This window comes from Streptomyces sp. XH2 (assembly GCF_049725035.1).
GTDB classification, from domain to species: Bacteria; Actinomycetota; Actinomycetes; order Streptomycetales; family Streptomycetaceae; genus Streptomyces; species Streptomyces roseoverticillatus.
Window position 1 is genome coordinate 285,660 of record NZ_JBMMMZ010000014.1, and the last position, 26,401, is coordinate 312,060.

Annotated in this window: 20 protein-coding genes and 1 pseudogene; 12 read left to right on the forward strand and 9 right to left on the reverse strand. The window is 73.4% G+C overall.

What is annotated here, in order from left to right; all coding sequences use genetic code 11:
* The first annotated feature begins 371 nt into the window (after window positions 1–371).
* The 4 genes from kdpB to ACOTKD_RS28715 all read left to right on the forward strand — a co-directional run bounded on the left by kdpB (window position 372) and on the right by ACOTKD_RS28715 (window position 8,064).
* Window positions 372–2,354 carry a potassium-transporting ATPase subunit KdpB gene (gene kdpB, locus ACOTKD_RS28700; RefSeq protein ID WP_424891921.1) on the forward strand — a complete coding sequence of 661 codons (1,983 nt, stop codon included), beginning with the start codon at window positions 372–374 and terminating at the stop codon, window positions 2,352–2,354.
* A 118-nt stretch (window positions 2,355–2,472) separates the two neighbouring features.
* Window positions 2,473–3,552 (forward strand): esterase-like activity of phytase family protein, encoded by a 1,080-nt coding sequence (locus ACOTKD_RS28705; RefSeq protein ID WP_424891882.1) that lies wholly within the window; start codon window positions 2,473–2,475, stop codon window positions 3,550–3,552.
* 46 nt (window positions 3,553–3,598) lie between these two features.
* Complete coding sequence (locus ACOTKD_RS28710) at window positions 3,599–7,405, forward strand: ABC transporter ATP-binding protein (protein ID WP_424891883.1); 3,807 nt, start codon at window positions 3,599–3,601, stop codon at window positions 7,403–7,405.
* Window positions 7,406–7,482: 77 nt separating this feature from the next.
* A complete protein-coding gene (locus tag ACOTKD_RS28715; protein WP_424891884.1) occupies window positions 7,483–8,064 on the forward strand; it encodes a dihydrofolate reductase family protein in 582 nt (193 codons plus the stop codon).
* On the opposite strand, the gene ACOTKD_RS28720 is transcribed toward ACOTKD_RS28715, so the two are convergent.
* On the reverse strand, window positions 8,048–8,446 hold the full coding sequence (locus ACOTKD_RS28720; RefSeq protein WP_424891885.1) for a winged helix-turn-helix transcriptional regulator: 399 nt from the start codon (window positions 8,444–8,446) through the stop codon (window positions 8,048–8,050). The genes ACOTKD_RS28715 and ACOTKD_RS28720 overlap by 17 nt on opposite strands.
* 218 nt (window positions 8,447–8,664) lie before the next feature.
* On the opposite strand from ACOTKD_RS28720, the gene ACOTKD_RS28725 reads away from it, so the two are divergent.
* Together ACOTKD_RS28725 and ACOTKD_RS28730 are read left to right on the forward strand one after the other, a co-directional pair.
* Window positions 8,665–9,630, forward strand: coding sequence for an NADP-dependent oxidoreductase (locus ACOTKD_RS28725; RefSeq protein WP_424891886.1), 966 nt, complete (start codon window positions 8,665–8,667; stop codon window positions 9,628–9,630).
* 72 nt (window positions 9,631–9,702) lie between these two features.
* Window positions 9,703–11,127: a S28 family serine protease gene (locus ACOTKD_RS28730; RefSeq protein ID WP_424891887.1), complete on the forward strand. Its 1,425-nt coding sequence runs from the start codon at window positions 9,703–9,705 to the stop codon at window positions 11,125–11,127.
* 49 nt (window positions 11,128–11,176) lie between these two features.
* Here ACOTKD_RS28730 and ACOTKD_RS28735 read toward each other — a convergent pair whose 3' ends face one another.
* The 3 genes from ACOTKD_RS28735 to ACOTKD_RS28745 form a co-directional block, all read right to left on the reverse strand.
* A complete protein-coding gene (locus ACOTKD_RS28735; RefSeq protein ID WP_424891888.1) occupies window positions 11,177–11,806 on the reverse strand; it encodes a hypothetical protein in 630 nt (209 codons plus the stop codon).
* A gap of 361 nt (window positions 11,807–12,167) precedes the next feature.
* Window positions 12,168–12,788, reverse strand: coding sequence for a TetR/AcrR family transcriptional regulator (locus ACOTKD_RS28740; RefSeq protein ID WP_424891889.1), 621 nt, complete (start codon window positions 12,786–12,788; stop codon window positions 12,168–12,170).
* A 57-nt stretch (window positions 12,789–12,845) separates the two neighbouring features.
* Window positions 12,846–13,751, reverse strand: coding sequence for a LysR family transcriptional regulator (locus tag ACOTKD_RS28745; RefSeq protein ID WP_424891890.1), 906 nt, complete (start codon window positions 13,749–13,751; stop codon window positions 12,846–12,848).
* Window positions 13,752–13,842: 91 nt separating this feature from the next.
* Between ACOTKD_RS28745 and ACOTKD_RS28750 the strand changes: the two genes are divergently transcribed.
* Window positions 13,843–14,817, forward strand: a complete 975-nt coding sequence (locus ACOTKD_RS28750; RefSeq protein ID WP_424891891.1) for an EamA family transporter — start codon at window positions 13,843–13,845, stop codon at window positions 14,815–14,817.
* Here the strand turns inward: ACOTKD_RS28750 and ACOTKD_RS28755 are convergent.
* A pseudogene (locus ACOTKD_RS28755) lies at window positions 14,810–15,481 on the reverse strand (sugar phosphate isomerase/epimerase family protein); the annotation flags it as partial. The gene ACOTKD_RS28750 and the pseudogene ACOTKD_RS28755 overlap by 8 nt on opposite strands.
* A gap of 65 nt (window positions 15,482–15,546) precedes the next feature.
* Between ACOTKD_RS28755 and ACOTKD_RS28760 the strand changes: the two are divergent.
* The 5 genes from ACOTKD_RS28760 (at window position 15,547) to ACOTKD_RS28780 (ending at window position 22,711) form a co-directional block, all read left to right on the forward strand.
* Window positions 15,547–16,698, forward strand: coding sequence for a Gfo/Idh/MocA family protein (locus ACOTKD_RS28760; protein WP_424891892.1), 1,152 nt, complete (start codon window positions 15,547–15,549; stop codon window positions 16,696–16,698).
* Window positions 16,695–17,849, forward strand: a complete 1,155-nt coding sequence (locus ACOTKD_RS28765; RefSeq protein ID WP_424891893.1) for a dihydrodipicolinate synthase family protein — start codon at window positions 16,695–16,697, stop codon at window positions 17,847–17,849. The genes ACOTKD_RS28760 and ACOTKD_RS28765 overlap by 4 nt, the downstream gene beginning before the upstream one ends.
* Window positions 17,846–18,730 carry a sugar phosphate isomerase/epimerase family protein gene (locus ACOTKD_RS28770; RefSeq protein ID WP_424891894.1) on the forward strand — a complete coding sequence of 295 codons (885 nt, stop codon included), beginning with the start codon at window positions 17,846–17,848 and terminating at the stop codon, window positions 18,728–18,730. The genes ACOTKD_RS28765 and ACOTKD_RS28770 overlap by 4 nt, the downstream gene beginning before the upstream one ends.
* Before the next feature lie 200 nt (window positions 18,731–18,930).
* Window positions 18,931–21,159: an ATP-dependent RecD-like DNA helicase gene (locus ACOTKD_RS28775; protein WP_424891895.1), complete on the forward strand. Its 2,229-nt coding sequence runs from the start codon at window positions 18,931–18,933 to the stop codon at window positions 21,157–21,159.
* Window positions 21,160–21,424: 265 nt separating this feature from the next.
* On the forward strand, window positions 21,425–22,711 hold the full coding sequence (locus ACOTKD_RS28780; RefSeq protein WP_424891896.1) for a citrate synthase: 1,287 nt from the start codon (window positions 21,425–21,427) through the stop codon (window positions 22,709–22,711).
* A 486-nt stretch (window positions 22,712–23,197) separates the two neighbouring features.
* On the opposite strand, the gene ACOTKD_RS28785 is transcribed toward ACOTKD_RS28780, so the two are convergent.
* The 4 genes from ACOTKD_RS28785 to ACOTKD_RS28800 all read right to left on the reverse strand — a co-directional run bounded on the left by ACOTKD_RS28785 (window position 23,198) and on the right by ACOTKD_RS28800 (window position 26,383).
* Window positions 23,198–23,428 (reverse strand): heavy-metal-associated domain-containing protein, encoded by a 231-nt coding sequence (locus tag ACOTKD_RS28785; protein ID WP_424891897.1) that lies wholly within the window; start codon window positions 23,426–23,428, stop codon window positions 23,198–23,200.
* A gap of 145 nt (window positions 23,429–23,573) precedes the next feature.
* Window positions 23,574–23,780, reverse strand: coding sequence for a helix-turn-helix transcriptional regulator (locus tag ACOTKD_RS28790; protein WP_424891898.1), 207 nt, complete (start codon window positions 23,778–23,780; stop codon window positions 23,574–23,576).
* A 226-nt stretch (window positions 23,781–24,006) separates the two neighbouring features.
* A complete protein-coding gene (locus ACOTKD_RS28795; RefSeq protein ID WP_424891899.1) occupies window positions 24,007–25,014 on the reverse strand; it encodes a Gfo/Idh/MocA family protein in 1,008 nt (335 codons plus the stop codon).
* A 325-nt stretch (window positions 25,015–25,339) separates the two neighbouring features.
* The gene (locus tag ACOTKD_RS28800) at window positions 25,340–26,383 is read right to left on the reverse strand and encodes a Gfo/Idh/MocA family protein (RefSeq protein ID WP_424891900.1); all 1,044 of its coding nucleotides are present in this window, start codon (window positions 26,381–26,383) and stop codon (window positions 25,340–25,342) included.
* Between the last annotated feature and the right edge of the window lie 18 nt (window positions 26,384–26,401).

The following is a 26,401-nucleotide window of genomic DNA, read 5'->3' on the forward strand; positions in this document are numbered from 1 at the left end:
CCCGGCCCCCCGCGGGCGGGCCCGCCCCCCCCCCCCCCCCCCCCCCCCCCGCTTCCGTCTTCGGGGGCCCGTGCGGCCGCGTCAAAGGTGCGTAAGCCCGGACCCGCCGCCCGACAAGGCCGCGTAAGGATCCGGTGACGGCCCGTGCCCGGACGGTTGGCTGGGGTGATCACCGCCCTGATCGCCCACCTCCGTCGAAGGCCACCCCGTTGTCGCTGCACCTGCTCCCCGAACAGGACGTCGCCGCCCCCGTCCCCGCCCCGCCCGCGCCCGGGCGGAAACGGCACCGTCGGGTGGCCGGCGGTGCCGTCGACCTCCGCCAGCTGGCGGCCTCCGTCCCGGACGCCTTCCGCAAACTGCACCCCCGGGTCATGGTCAAGCACCCGGTGCTGTTCGTGGTCGAGGCCGGCTCCGTCCTCACCACCCTCTCCGCGGTCCTCGACCCGTCCGCCTTCACCTGGCTCATCAGCGTCTGGCTGTGGCTGACCGTGCTCTTCGCCAACCTGGCCGAGGCCGTCGCCGAGGGCCGCGGCAAGGCCCAGGCCGAGACGCTGCGCCGCACCCGCGACACCACCGTCGCCCGCCGGCTGCGCTCGTGGCGGGTCGGCATGGACCGGCGCGACTGGTACGAGGAGCGCGTGGTCGCCGCGGACCTGCGCCCGCAGGACTTCGTGTTCGTGGAGGCGGGTGGCATCGTCCCCGGTGACGGCGAGGTCGTCGAAGGCGTCGCCTCGGTGGACGAGTCGGCCATCACGGGCGAGTCCGCGCCGGTCATCCGCGAGGCGGGCGGCGACCGCTCGGGCGTCACCGGAGGGACGAAGGTGCTCTCCGACCGGATCGTCGTCCGCATCACCTCGCGCCCCGGCCACACCTTCCTCGACCGCATGATCGCCCTGGTCGAGGGCACCAGCCGGCAGAAGACGCCCAACGAGCTGGCCCTGAACATCCTGCTCGCCTCCCTGACCGTGATCTTCATCCTGGCGGTGGTGTCGCTGCAGCCCATGGCGGGCTGGGCGGGCGCCCCGCAGAGCATCACCGTCCTCGTCGCGCTTCTCGTCACTCTCATCCCCACGACCATCGGCGCCCTGCTGTCGGCGATCGGCATCGCCGGCATGGACCGCCTCGTCCAGCGCAACGTCCTCGCCCTGTCCGGGCGTGCCGTGGAGGCCGCCGGGGACGTCAACACGCTCCTCCTGGACAAGACCGGGACCATCACCCTGGGCAACCGCCAGGCGGCCTCCTTCGTGCCCGTCAAGGGCATCCCGCACGAGCTCCTGGCCGACGCCGCGCAGCTCGCCTCCCTGGCCGACGAGACGCCCGAAGGCCGCTCCATCGTCGCCCTCGCGGAGCACTACGGGATCCGGCACGGCGAGGGCGAGTTCGCGCACGGCCGCTTCGTGCCGTTCTCCGCGCAGACGCGGATGAGCGGGGCGGACTTCGCCTACGACGGGGAGTTCTGCCGCATCCGCAAGGGCGCCGGCAGCGCGGTCGCGCAGTGGGTGACCCGGCGCGGCGGCGAGGTCCCCGCCGAGGCCGGCTGGATCGCGGACTCCATCGCGGCCGGCGGCGGCACCCCGCTGCTCGTCGCCCTGGAGGACGCCGACGGCTGCCGGGTCCTCGGCGCCGTCCACCTCAAGGACGTCGTCAAGCCCGGCATCGCCGAGCGCTTCGCCGAACTGCGCGCCATGGGCATCAGGACCGTCATGGTCACCGGCGACAACCCGCTCACCGCCAAGGCCATCGCCGCCGAGGCCGGGGTGGACGACTACATCGCCGAGGCGACCCCCGAGCACAAGCTCGCCCGCATCCGCGAGGAGCAGGCCGGCGGCAAGCTCGTGGCGATGACGGGCGACGGCACGAACGACGCTCCCGCGCTGGCGCAGGCGGACGTGGGCGTGGCCATGAACACCGGCACCTCGGCCGCCAAGGAGGCCGGGAACATGGTGGACCTGGACTCCAACCCCACCAAGCTCATCGAGATCGTCGAGATCGGCAAGCAGCTGCTCATCACCCGCGGCGCGCTCACCACCTTCTCCATCTGCAACGACGTCGCCAAGTACTTCGCGATCGTCCCGGCCATGTTCGGCGGCGTGGCCGGCTACGAGGGCCTGGAGAAGCTCAACGTCATGGGCCTGCACAGCCCGACCTCGGCCATCACCTCCGCGATCATCTTCAACGCCCTGGTCATCGTCGCCCTGATCCCCCTCGCCCTGCGCGGCGTCCGCTACGCCCCCTCCAGCGCGCACGCCCTGCTGCGCCGCAACCTCGGCCTGTACGGGATGGGCGGGCTGATCGCGCCCTTCGCCGGCATCAAACTCATCGACCTGCTGCTGCAGTTCATGCCGGGGCTGTGACGGGCGGGAGCCGCGGCAGCATGTATTTCCCGTACGTTCACACGAATCAACTCCCGTACCCCCTCGGGCGACCTACGGTGAGCGCAACAGACCGCAGCCGCCCCAGGAGGCCCGCCCCGTGCGTACCCGATCCGCGCTTGCCGCCGCCGCTGCCGCGCTGGCCGCGGCCACGTGCCTGACCCCGACGGCCGCCGCCGCGGCGCCCCGGCAGCCGTACGCGCACGCGCACGCGTGCTCGCCCTCCGTGCGGATCGACGGCTTCTCCGACGCCCTGGACAAGACGACGTTCCAGGGAGCGTTCGTGGGCAACCTCTCGGCCCTCGCGGCCGACGAGGACGGCACCGTCGCGGCGCTCTCCGACCGCTCCCAGCTGTTCTCCCTCGACGTACGGCAGAAGGGCCGCGGGGCGCCGTCCGCGATGCCCGTACGGGTCGTGGACCTCGCCGATGAGAAGGGCGGCCCGCTCGACTCCGAGGGCCTGGTCGTCGACCGCGACGGCACCCGGCTGGTCACGTCCGAGACCGAGCCCTCCGTGCGCCGCTTCGGCAAGGACGGCAAGCTGCTGGGCCGCCTCCCGGTGCCCGGCGCGCTGCGCGTCGCCCCGGCCGGCCGCGCCGTGCCCAACCAGACCTTCGAGGGGCTGACCCTCCAGCCCGGCGGGCGCACGCTGATCGCCTCCATGGAGCAGTCCCTGGCCGGTGACGGGCCGGACACCGCCGGGAGGCCGCTGGTGCGCCTGCAGAGCTGGCAGCGGCAGGGCCGGCAGGAGTTCGCCCTCGGCCCGCAGTACGCCTACCCGGTCGACAAGGGCCTCGGCGTCGCCGAGATCGCCGCGGCGGGCGACGGCCGCCTTCTGGTCCTGGAGCGCGGCTTCACGGCGGGCGCCGGCAACACCGTACGGCTCTACCTCGCGGACCCGCGCCGCGCGAGCGACGTCACCGCCGTCACCGACCTGCCGGGCGGCCCCGCCACCCGGCCCGTGGGCAAGGAGCTCCTCGCCGACCTCGGCGCGTGCCCGTCCCTGGGCGCGACCGCGCGGCAGCCCCAGCGGAACCCCCTCCTCGACAACATCGAGGGCCTCGTCGTCACGAAACGGAGCGGAGGCTTCCTCCGTCTGCTGCTGGTGAGCGACGACAACCAGAACCCTGCGCAGATCACCCGCCTCTACGCGCTCACGGTGCGCCTGCCGCGGCCGTAGCGCGTGCGCACACCCCGGCCTCCCGCCCGTCCCTTGTTGCGGCGGGATGAAATCCGCAGTCCAGGGCGTTGGGCCCTCCGTCAGCAGGACGAGAGCGGCAGCGCGGGAGGCTCGGGTGGCAGCGGCGAAGGACACGACAGGTCAAGGATGGGCCAGGCGGCTCGCCGGCTACTGCTGGCGCTACCGCACCGCGGTGCTCCTCGCCCTCGGCTCCTCGCTCGCCGGCATGGCCGTCATGGCGCTCGTGCCCCTCATACCCAAGCTGATCATCGACGACGTGATCGGCTCCCACCAGCGCCCCCTGGCCCCCTGGGCCGCGCTCCTCATAGCCGCCGCCGTAGTCGTCTACGGCCTGACGTACGTCCGCCGCTACTACGGCGGCCGGCTCGCCCTCGACGTCCAGCACGACCTGCGGACCGAGATGCACGCCGCGATCACCCGGCTCGACGGGCGCCGCCAGGACGAGCTGTCCACCGGACAGGTCGTCGGCCGCGCCACCAGCGACCTCCAGCTGATCCAGAGCCTGCTCTTCATGCTGCCGATGATGATCGGCAACCTCATGCTCTTCGCCATCTCGCTCGTCGTGATGGTGGCCCTCTCCCCGCTCCTGACCGTCGTCGCCCTGGCCGTCGCCCCCGCGCTGTGGTTCCTCGCCAAGCACAGCCGCACCCGGCTCTTCCCCGCCACCTGGTACGCCCAGGGACAGGCCGCGGCCGTCGCCGGCGTCGTGGACGGCTCCGTCACCGGCGTGCGCGTCGTCAAGGGCTTCGGCCAGGAGGAGCAGGAGACCGCCAAGCTCCGCGAGGTGAGCCGCAGGCTCTTCGCCGGCCGCCTGCGGACCGTGCGCCTCAACTCCCGCTACACCCCGGCCCTCCAGGCCGTCCCCGCCCTCGGCCAGGTCGCCATGCTCGCCCTCGGCGGCTGGATGGCCACCCGCGGCCAGATCACCCTCGGCACGTTCGTCGCCTTCTCGACCTACCTCGCGCAGCTCGTCGGCCCCGTGCGGATGCTCACCATGGTCCTCACCGTCGGCCAGCAGGCCCGCGCGGGCGTCGAGCGCGTCCTCGAACTCGTCGACACCGAGCCGGTCGTCCAGGAGCGCCCGGACGCGCACGAGCTGCCCGCGGACGCCCCCGCCACGGTCGAGTTCGACAAGGTCTCCTTCGGCTACGACCCGGCCCGGTCCGTCCTCGACGGCTTCTCCCTGCGCATCGAGCCCGGCGAGACCGTGGCCGTCGTCGGCGCCTCCGGCAGCGGCAAGTCCACCGTCTCCCTGCTGCTGCCGCGCTTCTACGACGTCACCGGCGGCACCGTGCGCGTCGGCGGCCACGACGTCCGCGACCTCACGCTGTCCTCCCTGCGCGCCGCCATCGGCCTCGTGCCCGAGGACAGCTTCCTGTTCTCCGACAGCATCCGCGAGAACATCGCCTACGGGCACCCGGACGCCACCGACGAGCAGATCCGCGCCGCCGCGCGCGCCGCCCAGGCGGACGGCTTCATCAGCGAACTCCCCGACGGCTACGACACCGCCGTCGGCGAGCAGGGCCTGACCCTCTCCGGCGGCCAGCGCCAGCGCATCGCCCTCGCCCGCGCGATCCTCACCGACCCGCGCCTGCTCCTCCTGGACGACGCGACGTCCGCGGTCGACGCACGCGTGGAGCACGAGATCCACGAGGCGCTGCGCGGCGTCATGGCGGGCCGCACGACCCTCCTCATCGCCCACCGCGCGTCGACGCTGGCGCTCGCCGACCGGATCGCCGTGCTGGACGGCGGCAGGCTCGTGGACGTCGGCACGGCGGAGGAGCTGGAGGAGCGCTGCGAGAGGTATCGCGCGCTGCTGACGGACCCCGGGGAGCTGGCGGGCGTCGTGAAGGACCCGGCCGGCCAGGCGCCGCACACGGAGGAGGCGGCGCCCGCCGCGGCCCCCCGCCTGCCCGCGGGCCGCACGCGCCCTGTGGTCAACGGCGTCACTCCCGCCCTGTGGGTGCGCAAGGACGAGCCCTCCGGCCCCGCCGACGGCGTCACGGGCATGCCCGCCACCCCCGAACTGCTCGCCAAGGTGGCCGCCCTGCCGCCCGCGGACGACACCCCGGACGTGGACGAGGAGCGGGCCGCGCGCCCCGAGGAGGCGTACGGGCTGCGGCAGCTGCTGCGCGGCTTCGGCGCGCCGCTCGTCCTCAGCCTCCTGCTCGTGGCCGTCGACGCCGTCGCCGGCCTGCTGCTGCCCGTCCTGATCCGGCACGGCATCGACAAGGGCGTCCAGCAGCTCGCCCTGGGAGCGGTCTGGGCGGCCTCGGGGCTGGCCCTGCTCGTCGTCGTGGTCCAGTGGGCCGCCCAGGTCGCGGAGACCCGGCTGACCGGCCGTACGGGCGAGCGCATCCTCTACGCGCTGCGCGTGAAGATCTTCGCCCAGCTGCAGCGGCTGGGGCTCGACTACTACGAGCGAGAGCTCACCGGCAAGATCATGACGCGGATGACGACGGACGTGGACGCCCTGTCGACGTTCCTGCAGACCGGCCTGGTCACCGCCGTCGTCTCCGTCCTCACCTTCTTCGGCATCCTCGTCGCCCTCCTCGTCATCGACGTGGAACTGGCCCTCGTGGTCTTCGCGACGCTGCCGCTGCTGGTCGCCGGCACGTTCGTCTTCCGCCGGCAGAGCGTCAAGGCGTACGAGCTGGCGCGCGAGCGCGTCGGGCTCGTCAACGCCGACCTGCAGGAGAGCGTCGCGGGCCTGCGCATCGTGCAGGCGTTCCGGCGCGAGGAGGCGGGCGCCCGGCGGTTCGCGGAGCGCAGCCGGTCCTACCGGCAGGCGCGGGTGCGCGGCCAGTGGCTGATATCGGTCTACTTCCCGTTCGTGCAGCTGCTGTCGTCCGTGGCCGCCGCCGCGGTCCTGATCGTCGGTGCCGGCCGGGTGGGCGACGGCACGCTGACCGCGGGCGCGCTGGTGGCCTACCTGCTCTACATCGACCTGTTCTTCGCCCCCGTCCAGCAGCTGTCGCAGGTCTTTGACGGCTACCAGCAGGCCACCGTCTCGCTCGGCCGGGTGCAGGGCCTGCTGCGCGAGCCGACGACCACGCCCGTGGCGGAGCGGCCGCGCGAGGTGCGGGAGCTCAGCGGCGAGATCGTCTTCGACGACGTCGCCTTCCACTACGGCGACGGCGAGCACGCCCTGTCCGGCATCCGGCTGACGATCCCGGCCGGCCAGACCGTCGCGTTCGTCGGCGAGACCGGCGCCGGCAAGTCGACCCTGGTCAAGCTGGTGGCGCGGTTCTACGACCCGACCAGCGGCGCCGTCCTCGTGGACGGGCACGACCTGCGCGAGCTCGACCCCACCGGCTACCGGCACCGGCTCGGCGTCGTCCCGCAGGAGCCGTACCTCTTCCCCGGCACGGTGCGCGACGCCATCGCCTACGGGCGCCCGGACGCCACCGACGCCGAGGTGGAGGCCGCGGCGCGGGCGGTCGGCGCGCACGACATGGTCGCCACGCTCGACGGCGGCTACCTGCACGCGGTCACCGAGCGCGGCCGCAACCTCTCCGCCGGCCAGCGCCAGCTGATCGCCCTGGCCCGCGCGGAGCTCGTCGACCCGGACGTCCTGCTGCTCGACGAGGCCACGGCCGCGCTCGACCTCGCCACCGAGGCGCTGGTCAACCAGGCCACGGAGCGGCTGGCCGGGCGCCGCACGACGCTCGTGGTCGCCCACCGGCTGACCACGGCGGCCCGCGCGGACCGCGTGGTGGTCCTCGACCACGGCCGCGTCGCCGAGGACGGCACGCACGCCGAGCTGCTGGCCCGTGAGGGGCGCTACGCGGAGCTGTGGCGGACGTTCACGGGCGAGGCGGTGCCGGCGTAGGCCCCGGGGGTTCTCCGCCCGGTACGTTGGCGCCGGAAGGCTTCAGAGACGGCGCTTCGCACCGAGCGGGGGACCCCATGCGCAAGCTCACCTACTTCATCGCCACCACCATCGACGGCTTCATCGCCGGCCCGGGCGACGAGTTCGGGTTCATGATGTCGATCCTGGACGACGCGTACGTCGCCGCCCTGGTCGAGAGCTACCCCGACACGGTCTCCGCGCGCGGCCGCGAGGCCGTCGGACTCGGCCCGGACAACAGGGACTTCGACACGGTCCTGATGGGCCGCAACACCTACGAGCCCGGCCTGTCGATCGGCATGACCAGCCCGTACCCGCACCTGCGGCAGTACGTCGTCTCGAAGTCGCTCACCGTCAGCCCCGACCCCGCGGTCACCGTCTTCTCCGGCGACGTGGTGGAGCTGGTCCGCGGCCTCAAGCAGGAGCGGGGCAAGGGGATCTGGCTGTGCGGCGGGGCGAGCCTCGCGGGGCAGCTGCGCGACGAGATCGACGAGATCGTCCTCAAGATCAACCCGTTCGTGGCGGGGAAGGGCATCCCCCTCTTCGCGTCGGAGTTCGCCCCGGAGCTCTACGAGCTCAAGGGGACCCGCACGTTCGGCAACGGCGTCGTCATGGTGACGTACGTCAAGCGCACCGGCTGAGCGCGGCCCGCTCCCGCAGGGCGGTCACTCCCGGCCCGGGCCGCGCGGCGTCGTAGGCGGCCCGGGCCCGCTCCACGGTCTCTTGATGGCGCTCGTGCCAGCCCTCGATGGCGGCGAGCGGCCCGGTGAGGCTCCGCCCGAGCTCGGTCAGTCCGTAGGCCACGCGGACGACGGGCTGTCCGTCCTCGACCGTCCGGTGCACCAGCCCGTCCCGCTCCAGCCCGCGCAGCGTCTGCGTCAGCACCTTGCGGCTCACCGGGCGCATCCGGCGCTCCAACTCGCCGAAGTAGGCCGGGCCGCCGTCGAGCAGGCTGAGCGTGAGGGCGGACCAGCGGTCGCCGAGCCGGTCGAGGAGGGGGCGGCAGGGGCACAGGTCTTCCACGGAGGAGGCAACCGGCCGGGGCCGGTGCGTATTCCCGGGCCGGTTACGCGGCAGTCCCCGGGCTGTCACGTGGCAGCCTCCGGGCCTGTCACGTGGCAGTCCCAGGGCGGTTACCTGGAAGTTCCGTCTGGCCGGTGCCGGGAGCGGCGCACAGCATGGTGTGGCAGCCGAACGGCCGCCAACAGTCGTCGTCACCTCCCCCTGCACAGGAGCAGCACATGTCCACGCCCCCGGCCCGTATGCGGGCAGTCGTCCAGGACCGCTTCGGCGGCCCCGAGGTCCTGCGCCTAGCCGAGGTCGAGCGCCCCGAACCGGGGCCGACCGAGATCCTCGTCCGGGTGCGCGCCGCGGGCGTCAATCCGGTGGACGTCAAGACGCGGGCCGGCGAGGGCATCGCCGGCTGGCTCGGCGACCCGCCGTTCACGCTCGGCTGGGACGTCTCCGGGGTGGTGGAGGCGGTGGGCTTCGGCGTCACGCTGTTCCGGCCGGGGGACGAGGTGTACGGCATGCCGCGCTTCCCGCACGTGGCCGCGGCCTTCGCCGAGTACGTCACCGCCCCGTCCCGGCACTTCGCGCGCAAGCCGGCGGGCCTGTCCCACACGGAGGCCGCGGCGCTGCCGCTGGCCGCGCTGACCGCCTGGCAGATCCTCGTCGACACGGCGGAGGTGCGGCCGGGACAGCGGGTGCTGGTGCACGCGGCGGCGGGCGGCGTCGGCCACCTCGCCGTGCAGATCGCCAAGTCCCGCGGCGCGTACGTGATCGGCACGTCCGGTCCCGCGAAGGCGGACTTCGTCCGCTCCCTCGGCGCCGACGAGGTCCTCGACCACACCGCCGTCCGCTTCGAGGACCACGTGCGCGACGCGGACCTGGTGGTGGACTCGATCGGCACCCCCGCCCACCAGCTCCGCTCCCTGGCCGCCCTGCGGCCCGGCGGCCTGCTGGTCGCGGTCCCCTCGGGCGTGGACCCGGAGGCGGCCCGGTCGGCACAGGAGCGGGGCGTCCGGGCCACGGGCATCCTCGTGGAGCCCGACCGCGCGGCCCTGGAGGCGATCACCGCACTGGTGGAGTCGGGGGAGCTGCGGGTGGAGGTGTCGGCCGAACTTCCGCTCGCCGCGGCGGCGGAGGCCCACGCGCTGGTGGAGACGGGACGCACGCGCGGCAAGGTGGTCCTGACGCTCGGCTGACGGAAAGGGGCTGGTGCGCCGGTCTGCCCCCCGGTAGGTTCGCGGCGGACCGTGCGAACCAGGGGAGGGTGAGTGCGTAAGGCATTCAGATGGCTGCTGGCACTGGCGGTGCTCACGGGCACCGTCGGCGCCGGCGGCACCGCGACAGCAGCGGCAACGACCGAGCCGGACATCAAGGAACGCGTCCTCAAGATCCCGGGGATGAAGCTGGTCGAGGAGAAGCCCTACGAGGGCTACCGCTACCTCGTCCTGACCTACGACCAGCCGGTCGACCACCGGAACCCGGCCAAGGGGACGTTCCGGCAGCGCTTCACGCTGCTGCACAAGTCGACCGACCGGCCCACCGTCTTCTTCACCTCCGGCTACAACGTCAACACCAGCCCGGGCCGCAGCGAGCCGACCCGCATCGTCGACGGCAACCAGGTGTCGATGGAGTACCGGTTCTTCACCCCGTCGCGGCCGCAGCCCGCCGACTGGTCGAAGCTGGACATCTACCAGGCGGCCGGCGACCAGCACCGCCTCTACGCCGCCCTCAAGCCGCTCTACGGCAGGAACTGGCTGGCCACCGGCGGCAGCAAGGGCGGCATGACCGCCACGTACTACCGCCGCTTCTTCCCGGACGACATGAACGGCACCGTCGCCTACGTCGCGCCCAACGACGTCGACAACGACGACGACTCGGCCTACGACCGGTTCTTCGCGAACGTCGGCGACCAGGCCTGCCGCAACCAGCTGAACTCGGTGCAGCGCCAGGCGCTGCTGCGCCGCGGCGAGATCGTCACCCGCTACCAGAAGTGGGCCGACGAGAACGGCAAGACGTTCAAGGTCATCGGCAACGCCGACAAGGCCTACGAGAACGTCGTCCTCGACCTGGTCTACTCGTTCTGGCAGTACCACCTGCAGAGCGACTGCGCGACCGTGCCCGCCACGAACGCCTCCACCGATGACCTGTACAAGTTCATCGACACCATCTCGGGCTTCGACGGCTACACCGACCAGGGCCTGGAGCGCTTCACGCCGTACTACTACCAGGCGGGCACCGAGCTCGGCGCGCCCACCGTGAAGTACCCGCACCTCAAGGGCCTGCTGCGGTACCCGGACGCCGTCCAGCCGCGCGCCTACGTGCCGCGGGACATCCCGATGAAGTTCAAGCGCAACACGATGGCGGACGTCGACCGCTGGGTGCGCGAGGACAGCAAGCGGATGCTCTTCGTCTACGGGCAGAACGACCCGTGGAGCAGCGAGCCGTTCCGCCTCGGCAGGAACGCGGCGGCGCGCGACGACTACCGCTTCTACGCGCCCGGCGGCAACCACGGCTCCAACATCTCCCAGCTGGTCGCCGACGAGCGGGCCACGGCCACGGCCAAGGTCCTGCAGTGGGCGGGCGTCGCCCCGGCGGCGGTGAAGGAGGACGCGTCGCACGCGAAGCCTCTCGCCACGTACGACGCGAAGCTCGACAAGCCGCTCGTCGAGCCGCGGAAGGGCCTGCGGCCGTAGGGCACAGGCTCCAAGCCGTATCGAGGGCGGACCCGCCGCACCGGCGGGGTCAGGACAGGCGGCGGGCGCACCCGACGGGTGCCCCGCCGCCCACTTGTACGTACAGGTCGGTCGAGGGCGGGCACTCCCGGCGCGCGCCGACCTCCGTCGTGACGCGGTACTCGGGGGCGCGGGTCCCCGAGCCGTCGCAGGCGGTCTCCTTCACCACCCCGTCCCGCTGGGCGTAGAGACAGTCGCCGGTCACCGTCAGGGGCCCGCCGCCCATGCCCGGGTCGCCCGGGTGCGGCGGCTGGAGGTTGCGCATGCAGGCGTAGCCCTCGGGCGCACTGCTCTCCTCCGAGGTGCCCTGGTCGAGGGCGTTGATGTGCAGGACGAAGTCCGTCTCGTCGGGGCAGCGCGGGCCGCCGGAGCGGGGGCCGTTGTAGCGGGCGAGGACCCGGGCGGCGGCCTCCGCGCTCCGGCAGGACACCTCGGTGAACGAGCCCGCGGCGCGCCCCGCGCACTCCCCACGGGCCAGGAACGCCGGATCGTGCCCGGGATGGGCGCGGGCCCCGGACGCGGCGGCCCCGGCAGCGGCGGCGGGCTGCCGGCCCGCACGGCAGCCGGTCAGCGCCCCCGCCGTGCAGACGGCGGCGAGCACGAGCGCGAGCAGCGCCGCCCGCGGCGCGCGTGGCCGCATGATGACCCCCGTCCCCCCGATGCGCTCCAGCCTGGCTCCCCCGGCCCGGCGCACGCCAGACGTGCGGGGCGCGCGGCGCCGGTGGAAACGATGTGTGTGCGGGCGCGTTCCGCGGGGCGTACGCCGGGGTGCGCGCGCCTCGGACGCGCCCCGGAGGGAGCCGCTCCCGCGGGCCCGCCCGCCGTCGGCGCAGAGGAAACAGGGGGCGCGCCGACGACGGCGTGCTGCCCGCCGCAGGCGGCGGAGAGGGAGGTCAGCAACCGGCCGGTGGCACGGGCCGACACCGCTCTGCGGGGGGTACGACGGCAGCACGGCCCTTGGACGGGCGGCGCCCCGGAGCGGTTCCGCACCGGGGCGCGCGTCAGTCGAGCGCGCGCCGTTTCGTGCCGAGACCGGGCAGTCGGCGGGTCAGCAGCCGCGCGCGCGGCGCGAGCCGCCGGGCCATCGCGAACACCGACTCCGTGCGCGAGCGGTCGCTGTCGAGGACGGTGAAGAGGTTGACCCCGAGGTAGAAGGTGATCGCGGCGTTGGCGAGGTCGCGCGGCGGGGTGAGGCGGGCGAGCGGCGTCCCGCCGATGACCCGCTCCAGGGTCTGCTCGACGAAGGAGATCCACGGCTCCGCCCGGACCCGTATCTCCTCGCGCAGCTCCGGCTTCGCGACGGCCGCGGCGACGAGCTCGGAGAACAGGGTCAGGTGCCCGCCGGCGATGTCGCTGCGGTAGACGCGGGTGCCCGCGTCCACCAGGTCCTCCAGCGTGCGGGCGCCCGCGACGGCCTCGGTGAGCAGCTCCATGCGCTCGGTGGAGGAGCGGTCGAGCGCGGCGAACAGCAGCGGGTCGACGCCCCCGAAGTGATAGAAGACCAGCGCCGAGTTGACGCCCGCCTCCTTGGCGATCGTCCGCGCGCTGGACTTGGCGTAGCCCTGCGTCCGCAGCACGGTGTCCGCAGCCCGGATCAGCCGTTCCTTGGTGTCCACCGTCATCTGTGCAGCCCCCTCGCCGAGGCTGCATCATACGATTTAAACGGGTGATGCAAGGGTTCAGAACGTCCTCAGGGGCCACTGTTCGTGCAGCGTGCGGACCGTTTCGGTGATCGCCGGCCGGCGGGCGGCGCCGTTGCGCCACAGGGCGGAGAGCCGCCGCACCGGGACCGGGTCCAGCGGCACGGCCCGTACGCCCTCCGGCAGCGGGCCCCGCCCCAGGCGCGGCATGAGGGCGATGCCCAGGCCCGCGGCGACCAGCGCGATGTGGGTGTGGTTCTCGGCGGCCTGGTAGGCGAGGTCCGGCTCGTGCCCGGCGGCGCGCAGCGTGCGCACCAGCCAGTCGTGGCAGACGGTGCCCGGCGGCTGGCAGATCCAGCGCTGGTGCGGCAGGTCGCTCCGGTCGAGCGTGGTGCGCCCGGCCAGCGGGTGCCCCTCCGGCACCAGGACGTCGCACCGGTCCTCGCCGATCAGCACCTGCTCCAGCCCCTCCGGAGGGGCCAGCGGGGCGATGTCCCAGTCGTGGACGACGGCGACGTCGATGACGCCCTGGGAGACCAGGTCGACCGACAGGTGGGGATCGACCTCCAGCAGGCGGGCGTCCAGCGCGGGGTGGTCGCGCGTGAGGCGGGCGAGCACTCCCGGCAGCAGGCCGCGCGCCGCCGACGGGAACGCCCCGACGACCAGCCGGCCCGCCGGCTGACCGCGCCGCTCCTCCAGCTCCGTCTCCGCCCGCTCGACCAGCGCCAGCAACTGCTGGGCCGTCGACGCCAGATGCCGCCCCTCGTCGGTCAGCGCCACGCCCCGCCCGCGCCGCTCCAGCAGAGTCGTCCGCGTCTCCCGCTCCAGCTTGGTGACGGCCTGCGAAACGGCCGACGGGGTGTAGCCCAGGGCCTCCGCCGCCGCACTCACCGAACCGTGCACCGACACGGCGTGCAGCGCCCGCAGGCGTGCCAGGTCCAGCACCGAACGCCCCCCTCTCGTTTCAGCGTTGCTGAATCCCATCATGAAGGAACCTGTGCTGGTGCTACAGGGTCGGGGCGGCGAGGCTTGCCGCATGCGTCCCCTGCACCTCTCCCTCGCCGTTCTCGTCGCCGCCGTCTGGGGCGTCAACTTCGTCGTCATCGATGTCGGCCTCGACCACTTCCCGCCGCTGCTCTTCTCCGCCCTGCGCTTCCTCGCGGCAGCCGTCCCGGCCGTCTTCCTCGTCGGGCGCCCGCAGGTGCCTTGGCGCTGGATCACCGCCGTCGGGCTCGTCCTGGGCGTCGGCAAGTTCGGGCTCCTGTTCACCGGGATGCACCTGGGGATGCCCGCCGGCCTGTCCTCGCTCGTCCTCCAGGCCCAGGCCGTCTTCACCGCCCTGTTCGCCACGGCCGTGCTCGGCGAACGCCTCGGCCGGACCCGGCTGCTGGGCATGGGCACCGCCGTCGCGGGCATCGCCGTGGCGGCCGTCGACGAGGGCGCGTCCGGGCCGGTCCTCGGCTTCGCCCTCGTCGTGGCCGCCGCGGCCCTGTGGGGCGTGTCGAACATCCTCACCCGCAAGGCGGCGCCGCCCGACGCGCTGAACTTCATGGTGTGGGTGAGCACCGTCCCCGTCGTGCCCCTCCTGCTGCTCTCCCTCCTCTTCGAAGGCCCGGAGGCGGACGCCGAAGCACTGCGGTCCCTCGACTGGAGCGGCGCCGGAGCGATTTCCTTCGTCGCCTGGGTCTCCACCGTCCTCGGCTTCGGCGCCTGGGGCTTCCTGCTGCGCACCTACGACGCCTCGGCCGTCGCGCCCTTCAGCCTCCTGGTGCCCGTCTTCGGCATGTCGTCGGCGGCGCTCCTCCTCGGCGAGGGCGTGAGCCCGCTGCGCTGGGGAGCGGCGGTGCTGCTGGTGTCCGGGGTGGGCGTCACGGCGCTGGCCGGGCGGCGGCGAGCAGCCCGCGCAAGTACTCCGCACCCGGCCCCGCCAGTTGCCCGAAGTCTGCCGCCCGCGGATGCCAGCGCTTCTCGTACTCCCAGCACAGCCAGCCGTCCCAGCCCGACGCGGTGAGCGCCCGGACGCAGTCGCCCAGCGGCAGCACCCCCGCTCCCAGCGGCAGCGGTGCCAGGTCCTCCGCCGAGGCGACGTCCTTGACCTGGACGTAGCCCAGGTGCGGGGCGAGCACCGGGAGGCTCACCGCAGGGGACTCGCCGCCCAGCCAGGTGTGCAGGACGTCCCACAGGGCGCCGACGTGGGAGTGCCCCACGGGTCCCAGGACCCGCGCGGCGTCCGCGGCCCGGCGGTGCGAGTCGTGCGTCTCCAGCAGCACGTGGACGCCCCGGTCCGCGGCCAGGGGCGCCACCGCCCCCAGCCGCCGGGCGGCCAGCGCGTCCGCCTCCTCCGCCGGCAGACCGCCGCCGCCGGGGAAGACCCGTACGTAGCGGGCCCCCAGATCGGCCGCCAGATGGACGAGCCCGCTCAGCTCGCGCAGCACGGCCGCGTCGTCACCGGCGGCGGCCACCTGCGCGTAGCCCGCCACGGCCAGGACCGCGACGCCCGACCCGGCGAACTCCGCGACCGCCGCCTCCCGCTCCCGCGGCCCGCACCCGGGGTGCACGGGCTCCTCCGGGTGCGCCCGCAGCTCCACGCCGTCCCAGCCGTGCGCGCGGGCCAGCCGCACCACCTCCCACAGGGGCAGTCCGGGCACTCCGAGCGTGGAGAAGGCGAGCTTCATGGGGAACGGGTTCCCCCGGGGCGGGCGGGAAATGCTCCCCGTACGGCAGAAGGGGGGAACGCACGATGAGCGCACCCAGGACCCTGCGGATCGCCATGAACGGCGTCACGGGCCGCATGGGGCACCGCCAGCACCTCGTCCGCTCGGTCCTCGCCCTGCGGGAGCAGGGCGGCCTCGACCTCGGCGACGGCACACGCCTGTGGCCGGAGCCCGTCCTCGTCGGCCGCAGCGAGGCCCGGCTGAAGGAGCTCGCCGGACGGTACGGCCTCGACCGGTGGACCACCTGCCTCGACACCGTCCTGTCCGACCCCGCCGTGGACGTCTACTTCGACGCCCAGGCCACCTCCGCCCGCGAACCGGCCCTGCGCAAGGCCATCGACGCGGGCAAGCACGTGTACTGCGAGAAGCCGGTCGCCTGCGACTGGGGCGGTGCGGCGGACCTCGCCGACCGCGCCGCCGCGGCCGGCGTGAAGAACGGCGTCGTCCAGGACAAGCTCTTCCTCCCCGGCATCCGCAAGCTCAAGCGGCTCCTCGACGGCGGCTTCTTCGGCCGCGTCCTGTCCGTACGGGGCGAGTTCGGCTACTGGGTCTTCGAAGGCGACTGGCAGCCCCCGCAGCGCCCCTCCTGGAACTACCGCGACGCGGACGCCGGCATCACCTCCGACATGTTCCCCCACTGGGAGTACGTCCTGCGGGAGCTCTTCGGACCCGTGCGGAGCATCCAGGCCCACGTCGCCACCCACATCCCGCACCGCTGGGACGAGAGCGGCAAGCCCTACCGCGCGGCCGCCGACGACGCCGCCTACGCGATCATGGAGCTGGAGGGCGGCATAGTCGCCCAGCTCAACTCCTCCTGGGCGGTGCGCGTGCACCGCGACGAGCTGCTGGAGTTCCAGGTCGACGGCACCGAGGGCTCGGCCGTCGCCGGGCTGCGCCACTGCCGCGCCCAGCACCGCTCCGTCACCCCCAAGCCCGTCTGGGACCCCGACGCCCCCGCGGACGACACCTCCCGCTTCCGCGCGCAGTGGCAGGAGGTACCCGACAACGAAGCCTTCGGCAACGCCTTCAAGGCGCAGTGGGAGCTGTTCCTGCGGCACGTCGCCCTGGACGAGCCGTGGCCCTACGACCTGCGCGCGGGCGCGCGCGGCGTCCGGCTCGCGACGCTGGCCCGGACGTCGGCCCGGGAGGGCCGCCGGGTGGCCTGGAGCGACCTGTGATCCGGCTGCCCGGCGACGGCGGGCGGCTGCGCCCGTACGAGCCCACGGGGCGGTCCCCGGCCCTCGCGCCCGGACCACCGCCCGCATCCCGCGCCGTCCTCGCCGCCGCCCACGTCGTCGCCGACCCCCTGGGGAACACCACGCCGTACGGCCCGGCCGCGCTCGACTGGGACGCCACCCTGGCCTTCCGCCGCCACCTGTGGGCGCACGGCCTCGGGGTCGCCGAGGCGATGGACACGGCCCAGCGCGGCGCGGGCCTCGGCTGGCCGGCCGCCGCCGAGCTGATCCGGCGCTCCGCGGCGGAGGCGAAGGCCGTCGGCGGCCGCATCGTCTGCGGGGCCGGCACCGACCAGCTCACGCCCCCGTACGGCACCCTGGCGGCCGTCACCGCCGCCTACGAGGAACAGCTGGCCCTCGTGGAGGCGGCGGGCGCCCGGGCCGTCCTGCTGGCCTCGCGGGCCCTCGCCGCCGTCGCGTCCGGCCCGGACGACTACCGGGACGTCTACGACACCCTGCTGCGGCAGAGCGCACGGCCCGTGATCCTGCACTGGCTGGGCCCGGTCTTCGACCCCGCGCTGGAGGGTTACTGGGGCGGCACCGGCCCGGACGCCGCCGCGGACACCCTCCTGGACGTCGTCGCCGCCCGGCCGGACAAGGTCGACGGCGTCAAGGTGTCGCTGCTGGACGCGGAGCGCGAGCGCGACCTGCGCCGCAGGCTGCCCGCCGGGGTGCGCTGCTACACGGGCGACGACGTCCACTACCCGGAGCTCATCGAGGGCGGCGCCGACGGCCACAGCGACGCCCTGCTGGGCGTCTTCGACCCGCTGGCGCCCTTCGCCGCCCATGCGGCCCGGGCGCTCGACCGGGGCGACCGGGACCGCTTCCGCTCCCTCCTGGACCCGACCGTCGCGCTCGCCCGCCACCTCTTCGAACCGCCGACGCACTGCTACAAGACGGGGATCGTGCTGCTCGCGTGGCTCTCCGGGCACCAGGACCACTTCACCATGGCGGGAGGCGGGCACGCGGCGCGCTCCCTACCGCACCTCGCGCGCGCGTACCGGCTGGCCGACGGCCTCGGGCTGTTCCCCGATCCGGGCCTCGCCGAGGCCCGGATGCGCCGGCTGCTGGCCGTCCACGGGGTGGAGCCGTGAGCGGCCTCGCGCGCTTCAGCCTCAACCAGCAGACCGTGCGGCAGTGGTCCCTGCCGGAGCTGGCGGCGGGATGCGCGGCGGCGGGGGTGCGGCACGTGGGGCTGTGGCGCGGACCCGTGCAGGAGTACGGGGCGGCCGCCGCCGGGCGGCTCGTGCGGGCGCACGGACTGTCCGTCAGCAGCCTGTGCCGCGGCGGCTTCCTGACCTCGCCCGAGCCGGTGGCGCGGGCGGCCGCGCTCGCGGACAACCGGGCGGCCGTCGAGGAGGCCGCCGAGGTGGGGGCGGCCGTCCTCGTCCTCGTCCCGGGCGGGCTGCCGCCGGGCTCGCGTGACCCGGCCGGCGCGCGCGAGCGGGTGGCGGAGGCGCTCGCCGGGCTCGCCCCGTACGCGGCAGGGCACGGCGTCCGGCTCGCGATCGAGCCGCTGCACCCCATGTACGCCTCCGACCGCAGCGTCGTCACGACGCTCCGTCAGGCCCTCGACCTGGCCGAAAGGTTCCCCGCGGACCAGGTCGGCGTCGTGGCCGACAGCTACCACCTGTGGTGGGACGACACCGTGGCCGGACAGCTCGCGCGGGCGGGGGAGGGCGGCCGGATCGCGGCCCTCCAGCTCGCCGACTGGGTCACGCCGCTGCCGGAAGGGGCACTGCTCGGCCGCGGCCAGCTCGGCGACGGCTGCGTCGACCTCCGCCGGTTCTTCGAACAGGCCACCGCGGCGGGCTACCGGGGGCCGGTGGAGGCCGAAATCTTCAGCACGCGGCTGTGGGCCAGGGACGGAGCGGAGGTCCTCGCCGAGACCCTGGAACGTTACCTTCGGTACGTGCTTGCTCGACCCGGGGTAGCCGAGGCCCCTGGAATCGCACATAGGGTAACGGAAAGATAACTCCTTGAAAGCGCTGCAACCCTTTGCGGCCGAGGCGGGTCGTACAAGGCATCGGGCTTCCTGGGGAGGGATCCGGGGGGATTCAGGGGAAGCCGGTTTTGGGGGGACACGAGGGGGCCCGGTCGTCGGACCGGGCCCCCTCGTCATGAGTTGTCCACAGCTCTCGAACCGCTGTCGGAGCTGACCGGTACCGTCGGTGCATGGTCCAGATGGCAGTCGTCGAAGGTGTCCTGGAGCGGATCACCTACGCCAATGAGGAGAGCGGCTACACGGTCGCGCGCGTCGACACCGGCCGCGGCAGCGGTGACCTCCTCACGGTGGTCGGCTCGCTCCTCGGCGCGCAGCCGGGGGAGTCGCTGCGGCTGGAGGGCCGCTGGGGCTCCCACCCGCAGTACGGACGGCAGTTCACCGTCGAGAACTACACCACGGTCCTGCCCGCGACCGTCCAGGGCATCCGCCGCTATCTCGGCTCCGGCCTGATCAAGGGCATCGGCCCGCGCATCGCCGACCGCATCACCGAGCACTTCGGCACGGACACCCTCGACGTCATCGAGAGCGACCCCGGCCGCCTCGTCGAGGTCCCCGGCCTCGGCCCGAAGCGCACGAAGCTGATCGGCGCCGCCTGGGAGGAGCAGAAGGCCATCAAGGAGGTCATGGTCTTCCTCCAGGGCGTCGGCGTCTCCACCTCCATCGCCGTGCGCATCTACAAGAAGTACGGGGACGCCTCCATCTCCGTCACCCGCAACCAGCCCTACCGGCTGGCCGCCGACGTGTGGGGCATCGGCTTCCTCACCGCCGACCGCATCGCCCAGGCCGTCGGCATCCCGCACGACAGCCCCGAGCGGGTCAAGGCCGGGCTGCAGTACGCCCTTTCCCAGTCCACCGACCAGGGCCACTGCTACCTCCCGGAGGAGCGGCTGATCGCCGATGCCGTGAAGCTCCTCCAGGTGGACACCGGGCTCGTCATCGACTGCCTCGCGGAACTGGCGGCTCAGGAAGAGGGGGCGGGCGGGGAAGGGGCGCCGGGCGTGGTCCGCGAGAAGGTCCCCGGCTCCGAGGACGGACAGCCCGTCACCGCCGTCTACCTCGTCCCCTTCCACCGCGCCGAACTCTCCCTGGCCGGGCAGCTGAAGCGGCTGCTCGGCGACGGCGCCGACCGGCTCGCCGCCTTCCAGGACGTCGACTGGGACCGGGCCCTGACCTGGCTCGCGGGCCGCACGGGCGCGCAGCTCGCCCCCGAGCAGCGGGAGGCGGTCCGGCTCGCGCTCTCCAGCAAGGTCGCCGTGCTCACCGGCGGGCCGGGCTGCGGCAAGTCCTTCACCGTCCGCTCCGTGGTCGAACTGGCCCGTGCCAAGGGGGCCAAGGTGGTCCTCGCGGCCCCCACCGGGCGGGCCGCGAAGCGGCTCTCCGAGCTCACGGGCGCCGAGGCGTCCACCGTCCACCGCCTCCTGGAGCTCAAGCCCGGGGGCGACGCCGCGTACGACAAGGACCGCCCGCTGGACGCCGACCTGGTGGTCGTGGACGAGGCGTCCATGCTCGACCTGCTGCTGGCCAACAAGCTCGTCAAGGCCGTGCCGCCGGGCGCTCACCTCCTCCTCGTCGGCGATGTGGACCAACTGCCCTCCGTCGGCGCCGGGGAGGTGCTGCGCGACCTCCTCGCCCCCGGCAGCCCCGTCCCCGCCGTTCGGCTCACCCGCATCTTCCGGCAGGCGCAGCAGTCCGGCGTGGTCACCAATGCGCACCGCATCAACTCCGGGGCGCAGCCCATCACTCAGGGGATGACGGACTTCTTCCTCTTCGCCGAGGAGGACACCGAGGAGGCGGGCCGGCTCACCGTGGACGTGGCGGCCCGGCGCATCCCCGCCAAGTTCGGGCTCGACCCCCGCCGGGACGTGCAGGTGCTGGCGCCCATGCACCGCGGACCGGCCGGGGCCGGCACCCTCAACGGACTGCTGCAGCAGGCGATCACGCCCGCCCGGCCCGACCTCCCCGAGCGCCGCTTCGGCGGCCGGGTCTTCCGCGTGGGCGACAAGGTCACCCAGGTGCGCAACAACTATGAAAAGGGGCAGAACGGCGTCTTCAACGGCACGGTGGGCGTCGTCACCGGCCTCGACGTCGTCGAGCAGCGGCTCACCGTGCGCACCGACGAGGACGAGGAAGTGGGCTACGACTTCGACGAACTCGACGAGCTCGCGCACGCCTACGCCGTGACGATCCACCGCTCGCAGGGCAGCGAATACCCGGCCGTGGTGATCCCCGTCACCACCGGTGCGTGGATGATGCTGCAGCGCAATCTGCTCTATACCGCAGTAACCCGGGCAAAGCGGCTGGTGGTGCTGGTGGGCTCGCGGAAGGCGCTCGGTCAGGCCGTACGGACCGTCTCCGCAGGCAGGAGGTGTACCGCGCTCGATCACCGGCTGGGAATGTGAGGGCGTTCGGGGAGGTTTTGTGAAGGGCCGGACGGCCCCCGAAGCGGTCCGAAGAGGCCCTGGAGAGCGTGGATCCGGGGTGGGATTCGTCTCTCATCGGTTTACCAACCGGGGCGAAGGGGGCAGTATGGCCAGGCTGGGCGGCACTGAGTGCCGTCTTTAGGCCCTATGGCCGACCCCGAGTGCACGTGCATCGTCCAAATGGGGGAAGGTAGGGGTAGTCAGGGCACCTCGAAGAAGAGGCACAACGTCGGTGAGGGATGACGTGAGCGACAACTCTGTAGTACTGCGGTACGGGGACGGCGAATACACCTACCCGGTGGTCGACAGCACCGTCGGCGACAAGGGCTTCGATATCGGCAAGCTCCGCGCCCAGACCGGTCTGGTGACCCTGGACTCCGGTTATGGCAACACCGCCGCCTACAAATCCGCGATCACCTACCTCGACGGTGAGCAGGGCATCCTGCGCTACCGGGGCTACCCGATCGAGCAGCTCGCCGAGCGCAGCTCCTTCCTCGAGACCGCCTTCCTGCTGATCAACGGCGAGCTGCCGTCGACCGAGGAGCTGGCGACCTTCAAGGGCGAGATCACCCAGCACACCCTGCTGCACGAGGACGTCAAGCGGTTCTTCGACGGCTTCCCGCGCGACGCCCACCCGATGGCCATGCTGTCCTCCGTGGTCAGCGCGCTGTCGACCTTCTACCAGGACAGCCACAACCCGTTCGACGAGCAGCAGCGTCACCTGTCCACGATCCGTCTGCTGGCCAAGCTGCCGACGATCGCGGCCTACGCGTACAAGAAGTCGATCGGTCACCCGATCGTCTACCCGCGCAACGACCTCGGCTACGTCGAGAACTTCCTGCGCATGACCTTCTCGGTGCCCGCCGCCGAGTTCGAGCTGGACCCGGTCGTCGTCAGCGCCCTGGACAAGCTGCTGATCCTGCACGCCGACCACGAGCAGAACTGCTCCACGTCGACCGTGCGCCTGGTGGGCTCCTCGCAGGCCAACCTGTTCGCCTCGATCTCCGCCGGCATCAACGCCCTGTGGGGCCCGCTGCACGGCGGCGCCAACCAGTCGGTGCTGGAGATGCTTGAGGGCATCCAGGCCAACGGCGGCGACGTCGACTCCTTCATCCGCAAGGTGAAGAACAAGGAGGACGGCGTCCGCCTGATGGGCTTCGGCCACCGCGTCTACAAGAGCTTCGACCCCCGGGCGAAGATCATCAAGGCGGCGGCGCACGACGTCCTCTCGGCGCTCGGCAAGTCCGACGAGCTGCTCGACATCGCGCTGAAGCTGGAAGAGCACGCGCTCTCCGACGACTACTTCGTCTCGCGCAACCTCTACCCGAACGTGGACTTCTACACGGGCCTGATCTACCGGGCCATGGGCTTCCCGACCGAGATGTTCACCGTGCTCTTCGCCCTCGGCCGGCTGCCGGGCTGGATCGCGCAGTGGCACGAGATGATCAAGGAGCCGGGTTCCCGGATCGGCCGTCCGCGCCAGATCTACACCGGCGTCGTCGAGCGGGACCTGCCGGTCGAGCGCGCCTGACGCGGGACCGTCCGGCCGACGCACGGCCGCCCGGCCCCGTAGCCGACAAAAGCCCTGAGAGCCGCCGTGGCTCTCAGGGCTTTTCGCATGGGCTGTGAAAAGCGCCCCGCCTCCGATCCCCCCACGGGTCGGAGCGGGGCGCTTCCCGTTCCCCGGTACGGATTCCCCCCACGGGATCCGGCCGGGAGCCTCGGTGCGCGCAGCCGACGCGATCTGCCGGGACGCGTACGTACGGGAGGGCCGCTCAAAGCTCCCCGGGTACGTGCCCCGGCCACGCGTGGCCGGTACCGTCCCCCAAGACGATCCAGCACTGCCTGGTTAGACCCACGACCCCCCGCAATGGTTACGTTGCCATTGCTGTGATCTAGGTCTCCTGCCATAACGGGCGCAGTGGGGCAAGATCCTAATTGTGTGGGTGTTGTGTCACTTATGTGGGTTACGTGTCGGACGGGGGTGCGGCCGATGCCTTGTGCGCACCGGGGCGCGTCAGGCGCGGCCGGTGAGCTCGTAGCCCGCCTCGTCCACCGCGGCGCGCACGGCCTCCTCGTCCAGCGGGGCCGCGGAGACCACGGTGACCTCGCCGCTCGCGGCCACGGCCTGCACGGACGTGACGCTGGCCAGGGCGGAGAGCTCCTCCTTCACGGCGGACTCGCAGTGGCCGCAGGTCATGCCGGTCACACGGTAGACGGCGGTGGTGGCGGTGGGCTGGGGGCTCATGGCGGTTCTCCTCGGGAAGATCGATCGTGGTGCCGTGCGGGGAGCAGCTTACCCCCCGGGGGTATTCCGGAGGGTGTGACGGGAGAGAAGGCGAAGAAGGGCAAGGGGCCCCGGACCGTGACGGTCCGGGGCCCGGAGGGACGGGTCAGTTGTTCGGATCGCGCCGGGCACGGTTGCCCGGGCGGCTCGCCACCCAGGCACGGACCGTGTCCGCGTACCAATAGGGCTTGCCGCCCTCGGTGTGGTCGGGCTTGGGCAGCAGCCCGTGCTTCCGGTAGGTCCGCACGGTATCGGTCTGCACACCGATGTGCGCTGCGATCTCCTTGTAGGACCAGAGTCGACGGTCGGTCATCTCGCGCCTCTCCGCTGCGCCGCAGCGACGGAGGAAATCCGTCGGGGGAGCTGCGGCGCGGCCTTGTCGATCACCACGACTGTTGTCGGTTTGAACGACGGAGAGTGACCGCCGATGCGGCGTCGTGGTGCGGCTGTGACGGAAGGGCGGCGAGAACGTGACGCCCGTGACGCGTGTATGACGCCGTTTCGGGGTGTGAGTGGCGGTCTGTGCCTGTGCCCGTGCGTCAGCCCGGGGCCGGTACGACGCGTACCGGGCGGTTCTCCCGCCGGGACGTCTCGCACGCCTCGGCCACCAGCAGGGCGTGCAGCCCCTCGCGGCCGGGGCACGGGTTGGGGGCCTCGCCGCGGACGGCCGCCACGAAGGCGGCCAGCTCGGCCCGGTACGCGGGGGCGAACCGCTCCAGGAAGCCGGACCAGGGGCGCGCGGGCGGCGGCGGGCCGGCCGGCTCGGCCGACGTCGCGGGCGTACGGGCGTCCAGGCCCACCACCCACTGGTCGAGCTCGCCCGACAGCTCCATGCGGACGTCGTAGCCCGCGCCGTTGCGGCGGGTCGCCGTCGCCGTGACCAGGGCGCCGTCGTCGAGGGCGAGGAGGACGGCGGCCGTGTCCACGTCGCCCGCCTCCCGGAAGAGGGCCGCGGACGCCCCGCCGGTCGCGCCGCGGGCGTACACCTCCGTCACCTCCCGGCCCGTCAGCCACCTGACGGCGTCGAAGTCGTGCACCAGGCAGTCCCGGATCAGCCCGCCGGACTGCGCCAGGAACGCGGCCGGCGGGGGCGCCGGGTCCGAGGTGACGGCGCGGATCGTGTGCACGCTGCCAAGGCGGCCGGCGCGCAGGGCGGCGCGGGCCGCGCGGAAGCCGGCGTCGAAACGGCGCTGGAACCCCAGCTGCAGGAGCGTGCCCGCCGCGTCCGCCTCGCGGAGCGCGCGCAGCGTGCCCGGGACGTCCAGGGCGACGGGCTTCTCGCAGAACGCGGGGAGTCCGGCGCGGGCCGCCTGCGTGATCAGGGCGGGGTGCGCCGCGGTGGTCGCCGCGATCACGACGGCGTCGACGCCGCCGTCGAACACGGCCTCGGGGGAGGGGGCGGCCCGCGCGCCGACGCGTGCGGCCAGGGCGGCGGCGCGGTCCTGTTCGGCGTCCGCGACGACGACGCCCTCGACTCCGTCGAGCGCTGTGAGGACCGCGGCATGATGCGCCCCGATCCGCCCGGCCCCGACGACTCCGATCCGCATGCGTGACTCCGTCCTGTGGGTACGGTCCGGTTCCCGGCCGCGTGGGCGGACGACCGCCGGCGGTTCGGCACCGCCGGTCCCGTCGAAGGTGGCTGGTCGCCGTTGCGGCGGGAGGGAATGCCTGTGCGGCATGGTTCGCCCGGCCGCGGGCCCACGCGGCGGGCGGATGTGCCCGTGCGGCCGTGGGCCCCGGCCGGTCCTTGCCGTCGCGGCGGGGGAGGGCGAGGCGCCGCCCACGGCAGCCTCGCCGGGGGCGAGAAGGCTTCGGTGGGACGGCACGCAACCACGGCACCGCGCGCCGCAGGCGACACCGTGGCACTGGGTGTCACGCGTACATCGGTGGGCGTGCCGTCAGGGTGACCTCCGTCCGGGCGCCGGACTCCTGTGCCCGGACGCCCGCCTCGCAGACCGCCGCCGCCGCGTACCCGTCCCACACGCTCGGCCCCTCCGTCACCCCGCGCCGCGTCGCGTCGACCCAGTGCTGGACCTCGCGGTCGTACGCCTCGCGGAAGCGGTCGACGAAGTCCTGTGCGATGGCGCCGCCCCAGCGCCCGGCGGCGTTCACGTAGAGGCCGTGCGCGTCGCCCAGCCGCGCGCTGCCGCGCTCGCCGACCGCCTCGCACCGCACCTGGTAGCCGAACCCGCAGTTGACGAAGACCTCGACGTCGGCCAGGGCGCCGCCGGAGGTCTCCAGGAGGACCAGCTGAGGGTCGCTCAGGCCGCCGGGCGCGGCCGGCGAGGGGGCCGGTTTCACCACGCTCACCGCCGTGATCTCCTGGCCCAGCAGCCACCGCGTGGCGTCGATCTCGTGCACCACCGAGTCGTTGATCATCATGGCCTCGGTGAAGCCCGGCGGCGTCGCCACGTTCCGGTGCCGGCAGTGGAGCATCAGCGTCCGCCCGAGCGCGCCGCCGTCGAGCAGCGCCTTCAGCTGCAGGTACTCCGTGTCGTAGCGGCGCATGAACCCCACCTGCGCCCGCCGGTGCCCGAGCCGGACCTCGGCCTCCATCACCCGCAGCGCGGACTCCGCGCCGGGCGTGAGCGGCTTCTCGCACAGGACCGGCAGGTCCCGCGCGAAGGCGGCCAGCAGGGCCGCCTCGTGCGCGGGACCGGGCGAGGCGACGAGCACGGCGTCCACGTCGCCGGCGTCCATCGCGGCGGCGGCGTCGGTGTACGCGGTGCAGCCGGGGACGCCGCCCGCGATCCGCTCGGCGCGCTCGCCGTCGACGTCTATGACCGCGCTGACCCGGGCCCCGCTGATGACCCGGTCCAGGCGCCGGACGTGGTCGGAGCCCATCCGCCCCGTGCCGATGACCGCGACGCCGAGGGGGGCCCGGCGTACGTCCTTTCCTGCGCCTTCGTGCTTCATCCGTGCGAGTCTCCCAGT